The sequence below is a fragment of the Achromobacter sp. 1011811831 genome, from assembly GCF_059760905.1.
Genome location: NZ_JCBANG010000193.1, coordinates 1 through 1,266, shown reverse-complemented (window position 1 = coordinate 1,266; position 1,266 = coordinate 1). Strand labels below are relative to the sequence as shown.

Here is a 1,266-nt window from a genome sequence, read left to right as displayed (position 1 = left end):
GCCTTGTGCCGGCGTCATGTTTTTGGCGCCATCGATCTCTTCAGGCTGGCCCAGGCAAACAACATTGCAGTACCGCCGCCGGGGTCGCCTTCACCTTGCCTTTGCGTAACCGCAACGGTCGCGTCATTCTGAAATCAGACTGCGCCTCGCGCCCGTCCACCCCATTTCTCTCTCATCCCAGTCATATCAAGCGCACCGCTGACTAGCCTCTTGCGATCAGGACCGCAACGGCCCTGACGGCTAGCCCGCGCCAGCCCCTGCATGCGTGCCTGCCACGGCATTCGCGCGCACACGAAGAACCTTTGAAGTGCTGTTGCGCGAAGCAAAGCCCTTCAATCCGGCCATCTGGGGTGAGCAAATTTCCTTACGCAAACTGATCCGCAAAGGCAAGATGAGACTGTTCAAATGGTCTCCCGCCTTCGCCGCGAAATGCGGCATCAAATTCCGGCTGCGCGCCGTGAATCGCCAATTCCTCGAACGGGAAATCTTCGACCATCTGAACCAGCTCGCCGCTCGCTCGCCCGGCCGGATGAAGTGCCTGTTCCTGGGCATGCATTACTACACCTGGCACTACCCCCGGCTGCTCAAGATGGAATTCCATTCGCTGGACATGGATCCCGAACAGGCGATCTACGGTCCGCCGGGCAGGCACGTCATCGGCAGCGTCACGGATATGAGCGGCTACTACGACGAGGCGTCATTCGACGTCGTGATATCCAATGGCGTGATCGGCTGGGGGCTGAATGAGCGGATTGGATTCGAGCAGATGATGGAGCAGTGTCATCGGGTGCTCAAGCCGGGCGGGCTGTTGATTCTTGGGTACAACGATACGCCGGAGCGGAAGCCTTATCCGGTGGAGATTGATTATGCGGGGTTGTTTGAGCCTGTCGTGCCAGGGATTCGGGGGGTAGCGCATTTCGAGCATCCGATGAATGATAGTTATGCGCATGTGTTTGTTTTTGGGCGGAAGGGGGAGGTGGTGACAGAGGCTGCTTGAAAAAACACCGGCTTAGGGCCGGTGTCAGGTGAATACCATCTCAGCACAGCCATTTACGTCTTCCCGCTGTAGAACAGTAAGCCCCCGCTGATAGTGGCGCATTCAAGCAATTCAATTAAGAACTCACCCCGAATTTTCATCTGGGAGTGTCAGAAATTCTGTGTTCAAGGCGGGCTTAGGAACTACACGGAAGGCCTGATAAACCGTTCCTGATAGAGGATAGCGAATTGGTTCATGGCCTGCTTCCAATCGCGAGCTGGCCGTCCCCA

At 57.0% G+C, this 1,266-nt stretch carries 1 protein-coding gene; it reads left to right on the top strand.

The genetic code is table 11. The annotated features are described in order from the left end of the window. Positions 1–307 precede the first annotated feature (307 nt). Positions 308–997, top strand: a complete 690-nt coding sequence (locus tag AC6LJ9_RS30545; RefSeq protein WP_498150440.1) for a class I SAM-dependent methyltransferase — start codon at positions 308–310, stop codon at positions 995–997. Positions 998–1,266 lie beyond the last annotated feature (269 nt).